At 69.6% G+C, this 6,402-nt stretch carries 6 protein-coding genes; 3 read left to right on the top strand and 3 right to left on the bottom strand.

Features of this window, described 5'->3' with window-relative positions:
• The 3 genes from VKG64_01540 to VKG64_01530 form a co-directional block, all read right to left on the bottom strand.
• The coding region (locus VKG64_01540; GenBank protein HKB23708.1) for a glutamine--tRNA ligase/YqeY domain fusion protein at window positions 1-1,365 on the bottom strand (1,365 nt) is incomplete at its 3' end.
• A gap of 331 nt (window positions 1,366-1,696) precedes the next feature.
• The gene (locus VKG64_01535) at window positions 1,697-2,263 is read right to left on the bottom strand and encodes a DinB family protein (GenBank protein HKB23707.1); all 567 of its coding nucleotides are present in this window, start codon (window positions 2,261-2,263) and stop codon (window positions 1,697-1,699) included.
• A gap of 14 nt (window positions 2,264-2,277) precedes the next feature.
• A complete protein-coding gene (locus VKG64_01530) occupies window positions 2,278-3,198 on the bottom strand; it encodes a PHB depolymerase family esterase (protein HKB23706.1) in 921 nt (306 codons plus the stop codon).
• A 91-nt stretch (window positions 3,199-3,289) separates the two neighbouring features.
• Here VKG64_01530 and VKG64_01525 point away from each other — a divergent pair, with 91 nt between their 5' ends.
• From VKG64_01525 to VKG64_01515, 3 genes are all read left to right on the top strand, one after another.
• Window positions 3,290-4,324 (top strand): extracellular solute-binding protein, encoded by a 1,035-nt coding sequence (locus VKG64_01525; protein HKB23705.1) that lies wholly within the window; start codon window positions 3,290-3,292, stop codon window positions 4,322-4,324.
• A 2-nt stretch (window positions 4,325-4,326) separates the two neighbouring features.
• A complete protein-coding gene (locus VKG64_01520) occupies window positions 4,327-6,012 on the top strand; it encodes an iron ABC transporter permease (GenBank protein ID HKB23704.1) in 1,686 nt (561 codons plus the stop codon).
• Window positions 6,009-6,402 (top strand): ABC transporter ATP-binding protein (locus tag VKG64_01515; protein HKB23703.1); only part of this gene is annotated, 394 nt, incomplete at its 3' end. The genes VKG64_01520 and VKG64_01515, both read left to right, overlap by 4 nt.

The following is a 6,402-nucleotide window of genomic DNA, read 5'->3' as shown; positions in this document are numbered from 1 at the left end:
CTTCACGCGGCGCCCGCCGGAGTCTCCGCCGCGCGACGCGGGGTCGTACGTGCAGCGCACCTCGGTCACCTGCCCCGACGGATCCTTCGTGACGCCGGTGCACTTGACGATGTAGGCGTAGCGCAGGCGCACCTCGGCGCCGGGGGATATCCGGAAATACTTGGGGGGTGGGATCTCCCTGAAGTCCTCGTGCTCTATATAAAGGATGCGGGAAAAGGGCACCCGGCGGGTCCCGGCCCCCGGATCCTCGGGGTTGTTGACCGCCTCCAGCTCCTCCACCTTCCCCTCGGGGTAGTTCTCGATCACGAGCTTCAGCGGCCGGAGCACGGCCATGCGGCGCTCGGCGCGCTTGTTCAGGTCCTCGCGCACGCAGTGCTCGAGCAGCGCCGTCTGCACGAGGTTGTCGGCCTTGGCGACGCCGATGCGGTCGCAGAAGTCGCGAATGGACTCGGGCGTGTAGCCGCGCCGGCGCAAGCCCGCGAGCGTCGGCATGCGCGGGTCGTCCCAGCCGCTGACGAGCCCCCCCTGCACCAACTCGAGGAGCTTCCGCTTCGACATGACGGTGTGCGAGAGGTTCAGCCGCGCGAACTCGATCTGCTGCGGATGGTGTACGCCAAGCTGGCCGAGGTACCAATCATAGAGCGGGCGGTGGTCCTCGTACTCGAGCGTGCAGATGGAATGGGTCACGCCCTCGATCGAGTCGGACTGGCCGTGGGCCCAGTCGTACATGGGATAGATGCACCACTTGTCGCCCGTGCGATGGTGCGGGGTCTTGCGGATGCGGTACATGACGGGATCGCGCAGGTTGATGTTGCCGGATGCCATGTCGATCTTGGCGCGGAGGGTCTTCGAGCCATCGGGGAACTCGCCGCGGCGCATGCGGTCGAGAAGGTCCAGGCTCTCCTCGACCGGGCGATTGCGGTACGGGCTCTCGCGCCCGGGCGTGGTCAGCGTGCCGCGGTACTCGGCCACCTGCTCCGCCGTCAGCTCGTCCACGTAGGCCTTGCCGTCCTTGATGAGCTGCACGGCCCACTCGTAGAGCTGCTCGAAGTAGTCGGAGGCGTAGTAGACGTGCTCGCCCCAGTCGAAGCCCAGCCAGTGGACGTCGGCCATGATCGACTCGACGTACTCGACGCTCTCCTTGGTGGGGTTGGTGTCGTCGAAGCGGAGATTGCAGCGCCCGCCGAACTCCTGGGCGATGCCGAAGTCGATGCAGATCGCCTTGGCGTGGCCGATGTGGAGGTAGCCGTTCGGCTCGGGCGGAAAGCGCGTGACGACCTTGCCGCCGAAGCGGCCGGACGCCGTGTCCGCCGCGACCATGTCGCGGATGAAGTTGGAGGGCTTCTCGCGCGGCTCCTCGCTCATGGCTCAAATCCTACCATCAGGTGGTGTATCCGAATGGAGACGTTGAGCCGCGAGACCCGGCGCGATCGGCGCGGATGCGCGCTGCGTGCGTTACCGACCGGCCCTGCGGCGCCGCCCAGCAGCCGTGCGACGCTCGGCCCCTATAGCCAGACGGACCGCATTCCAGGCCTCCGGGGGCACGACTGGAGAGACGACGTCCCCCACGATCCTGGCAGTCCCAGCCATGCAGCCGAACACGCTCTTCTGCGGCTGGTCGGACGGTATGGGCTTTGCGATCGGCTTCTCCTTCCGGGTCTTCATGCTGTCCTCCACCGACTGAGTCGTCACCACGTTAGCACGTCTTTCCCTCCCCGTACGGGATCGGCCCCGCGTACTCGGCGCGGAGCGGCGCCCAGCGGTCGGCGCCGAGCCGCGCGAGCGTGGCGGCGAGCTGCGCCACGTGCAGCCGGTCGTGCGTGACCCACGCCGCGAGGAGATCGAGGCCGGAGAGCTGGCCGGTGCGCGCGTGGGGGACGGCATGGGTCAGGCGCGGCGGCTCGACGGACGCGAGGAATGCGAGGGTCGCCGCCCGCCGCTCCCGGAGCGCCGCCAGCGCCGCGCGCGGCTCCTGCTCCTGGTACCGGCGCTCGACGGCCCAGCGCTCGGGGTCGATCGCCGCGAAGACGGCGCCGCGCGCCAGGACCACGCCCAGGCGCGCGCCGAAGTCCTCCGCTTCTTCGTCGCGCAGGTGGCACACGATCTCGACCGGCGACCACTCGCGCGGCGCCGGCCGCGCGCGCCAGAGCGCGTCGTCGAGGTCGACGAGGATGGCGTCGAGGATCGGCGGCAGGCGCGCGAGGTCGCGGCGAGCGCTCGCGAGCACAGCGGCGGGATCGGGCGTCGCGGATTGCGCAGGCATGGCGCGCCGTCAGCTTATCGCAACCGCCACCGCTGGAAGAAGCGCCACACTTCTTCCGCCGCATCGATGACGGTCGTGTCGGGCCCCATCAGGCGCTCGGGCAGCCGCGACGGGTGGCCGGGCCAGGCGTGGCCCGCGCCGGTGAGCTTCCAGAGCTGAACCTCCGCGCCGGTCGTGCAGGGCGCCCAGACCAGGCGCGTCGCGGTGTGGGCCGGACCGCCGCCGGACGCGGGAGCGCTGCGGCGCTCTGCCACCTGCGGGGTTGGCGGACAGCCGTCGTGAGCGCCCCAGCGCGCGAGCTCCGGCTCGACGGCGCGATGGGTGACGCGCGCGTTTGTGAACGGGAACGGCGGCCCGACGCCGCCCGCGTAGAGCGCGCGCGGATCGTCCACGCTGTGCACGTGGAGCACGGGCACGGGGCGCGCGGGCGGAAAGCGGTCGGTCACCATCATGCCGGCGACGGGCGCGATGGCCGCGATCCGCTCCGGCGCGTCGATCGCGAGCCGGTAGGCCATCATCGCCCCGTTCGAGTGGCCCGTCGCGTAGACGCGCGCCGGGTCGAGTGGCAGCTCGCGCGACAGCGCGTCGAGCAGCCCTCGCGCGAACCCGACGTCGTCCACGTCGTGGTCGTGGGCGGAACCGCAGCAGGTGCCCGCGTTCCACGTGAGGAGCCGCCGCCCAAGCTGGCTCGTGCCGTCCGGGTACACGACGACGAAACCCTCGCGGTCCGCGACGGCGTCGAGCCCCGCGTAGTCCTTGAAGCTCTTCGCCGTGCCGCCGCCGCCGTGGAAGGCGAGCACGACGGCCAAGGGCCCGCGCTCGGCGAAGCGCGGCGGCAGGTGGAGGAGATAGGTGCGCGTCGCGCCGCCGACGGCGAGCGAGCGATCGTGGTCGCCCGGGGCCAGGAGCGCGAGGGCCAGGACGAGCGCCAGCACGCGATGATCCTAGCAGACCGGGCGCCGCCGGCCCGAGCGTCGCCGAATTCAGGCTTGCGAAACGGCGCCCGGCGGCTAACATTCTCTGATCATGGACATCAAACGGATCGCCATCACGCTCGGGCTCTCGCTCCTGGCCTCGACCGCCCCCGTCGCCGCCTTCGAGGGCGAGCAGCAGCTCTACGACGCCGCGAAGAAGGAGAAGGAGTTCACCTGGTACACCGCCCACTACGGCTCGGAGACCGCGGCGGCGGTGTGCAGCGGGTTCGAGAAGAAGTATCCGGGGATCAAGTGCAACTACATCCGCACCACGGCCCAGGTGGCCTATCAGCGCCTCGCCCAGGACATGAAGGCCAACCTCGCCGTCGCGTCGGTGTTCAGCTCGACGGACGTGAGCCATCACGGGCGCATGAAGCAGGACGGCTGGGTGCAGCCGTACCGGCCGAAGAATCTCTCCGAGCTGATCGACACGTTCAAAGGGTTCAACGATCCCGACGGCCTCTACGTCGCCACCGCGGCGGGCCTCGTCCTGATCACCTACAACACGACGCTCGTCCAGCCGAAGGACGCGCCGAAGAAGTGGACGGACCTCCTCGACCCGAAGTGGAAGAACCACGTGTCCATCGGGCACCCGAGCTTCAGCGGCTACGTGGGGACCTGGGTGGTCCAGATGCGGAAGCTCTACGGCTGGGACTACTTCAAGAAGCTCGAGCTGAACAAGCCGCGCATCGGGCGCTCGATCAACGACACCGTCACGATGCTCAACGCCAAAGAGAGCTGGGTCGCGGCCGGCCCGTCTGCCACGACGCTCCAGAGCCGCGACAAGGGCAACCCGCTCGCCCTCGTCTACCCCGAGGACGGCGCGATCCTGATGGTCTCGCCGACCAGCATTCTGAAGAACGCTCCCGCGCCGAACGCCGCGAAGCTCTTCGAGGAGTACCTGCTCGGCCGCGAGTGCAACGAGATCATGGTGAAGCTCCGCGAGGACTCGGTGAACAAGCACGTGAAGCCGCTGCCCGGCGCTAGGTCCGTCGCGGAGATCAAGACGATCCGCCCGAGCTACGACGAGGTCGAGAAGGGCATCCCCGAGGTGAAGGAGCTGTTCCGGGAGACGTTCGGAATCTGAGCGTGCGCTGGCGTCACCTCGACAGGTCGCTGGTCGTCTGGATCCTCCTCGCCGGCGCGCTGCTCCTGCTCGTCGTCAATCCGCTGGCGCGGCTCGTCTGGTCGAGCTTCCAGAGCGAGGCGGGCGCGTTCACCCTCGCCAACTACGCCGCCGCCTATGGGCGCTGGCGCTACGTCGAGGCGCTCCTGAACTCGCTCGTCATCGGGCTCGCGGTAGGGGCGCTCTGCCTGGTCTTCGGCGTGCCGATGGCGTGGGCGGTTTCGCGCACGGACATGCCCGGCAAGGGTCTCGTGTGGGCCGCGATCCTGGGCACGTTCATCGTGCCGAATTACCTCGGCGCCGTCGCGTGGATCCTGCTGGCCGGGCCGAACGCGGGCTGGCTGAACCGGCTCTACAAGGGGCTCACCGGCGCTGACGCCGGGCCCTTCAACATCTACACGAAGACGGGCCTCGTGCTCGTCATGGCCTCCTACTCCTTCCCCTATGTGTTCGTGTTCACCCGCTCGGCGCTCGACCTCATCTCGTCGGAGATGGAGGACGCGGCCACGACGCTCGGCGCCGGCATCCTGCGAACGACGCTCCGGATCACGCTGCCGCTGACGCTGCCGGCGATCATGGCGGCGTTCATCGTCTCGTTCCTCGAGGCGATCGCGCTCTTCGGGGTGCCGGCCCTCATCGCGCTCCCCGGCCGCTTCCAGATGATGACGACGACGCTCTGGGAGTTCTTCGAGTTCCCGCCCAGGGTGCAGGTGGCGGCCGCCTACGCGATGCCGCTCCTCGGGATCACGGCGCTCCTCTTCTGGCTCCAGCAGCGGATCATCGCGCGCAAGGGCTACGTGGCGCTCACGGGCAAGGGCGGCGAGCGCCGGCTCCTCCGGCTCGGCGGCTGGCGCTGGGCGATGCTCGGCTACTGCCTCTTCGTGACGTCGCTCTCCTTCTTCCTGCCGATGCTGGTCGTGCTCCAGGCGGCCTTCGCGAAGGCCTGGGGCCGCGGGTTCTCCCTCGACAACCTGACGCTCGGGAACCTCAAGTTCGTGCTGGTCAGCCAGCCCATCACGCGCGCCGCGACGGTCCACACGTTCGTCTACGGCGGCGTGGCCGCGGCGCTGGCGCTCGGGCTCGCGCTCGCGATCGCCTACATCGTCCAGCGCCGGCTGGTGCCGTTCGGCCGGGCCCTCTCGTACGTCGCCATGGCGCCGTTCGTCATCCCGGGCATCGTGCTGGCGATCGGCTTCTACGCCGCCTACACGGCGCCGCCGCTCGCGTTCTACGGGACGGCCTGGATCCTCATCCTCGCCTTCACGACGCGCTTCCTCCCGATCGCCTACGCCAACAGCGAGGCGGCCCTCCGCGCGATCAACCCCGAGCTCGAGGACGCCGTGCGCATCCTCGGGGGCGGACGGCTCATGGCGATGCGCCGCGTCGTCGGGCCGCTCCTGAAGCGCGGGCTCGCGGGCGCGTTCATCGTGGTCTTCATCCCGGCGACGCGCGAGCTCTCCTCGGCGATCTTCCTCTACACGACCGGCACCCAGGTCCTGTCGGTGCTCCTGTTCGACAAGAGCGACGAGGGCAACTTCGAGTACCTGTCAGCGATCGGGCTCATCCTCGTCGTCGGCACGGTCGCGCTGGTGCTGGCGGGCTTCCGCCTCGTCGGGCGCGACTTCATGCTCAGGCGGACGACGGCGTGAGCAAGCTCGTCTTGAAGAACGTCTCGTGCCGCTTCGGCGACGTCACCGCGGTGGATGACTGCAGCCTGGCGATCGAGTCCGGCGACTTCGTCTCGCTGCTCGGGCCGTCGGGCTGCGGCAAGACGACGACGCTCCGGATGATCGCCGGGTTCCTCCCGCCGGCGGCGGGCACGATCGAGATGGACGGCGAGGTGATCTCCTCCCCCGCGTCGTCGCTCCCACCCGAGAAGCGGAACATGTCCATGATCTTCCAGAGCTACGCCATCTGGCCCAACATGACGGTGGCGCAGAACGTCGCGTTCGGCCTCGAGGTGCGCCGCCTCGCGCGGGCGGAGACCCGCGCGAAGCTCGACCACATCCTCGACGTCGTGCGGCTCGCGCCGTTCCGCG

It is taken from the genome of Candidatus Methylomirabilota bacterium, assembly GCA_035260325.1.
Taxonomy (GTDB): Bacteria; Methylomirabilota; Methylomirabilia; order Rokubacteriales; family CSP1-6; genus AR19.
The sequence above is the reverse complement of the archived record's forward strand: the minus strand, read 5'-3'. Positions and strand labels throughout refer to the sequence as shown.

Coding starts and splice junctions, on each gene's coding strand:
- VKG64_01535 (HKB23707.1), bottom strand. CDS start 2,263: ATGCCTGCGCAATCCGCGACGCCCGATCCCGCCGCTGTGCTCGCGAGC.
- VKG64_01525 (HKB23705.1), top strand. CDS start 3,290: ATGGACATCAAACGGATCGCCATCACGCTCGGGCTCTCGCTCCTGGCC.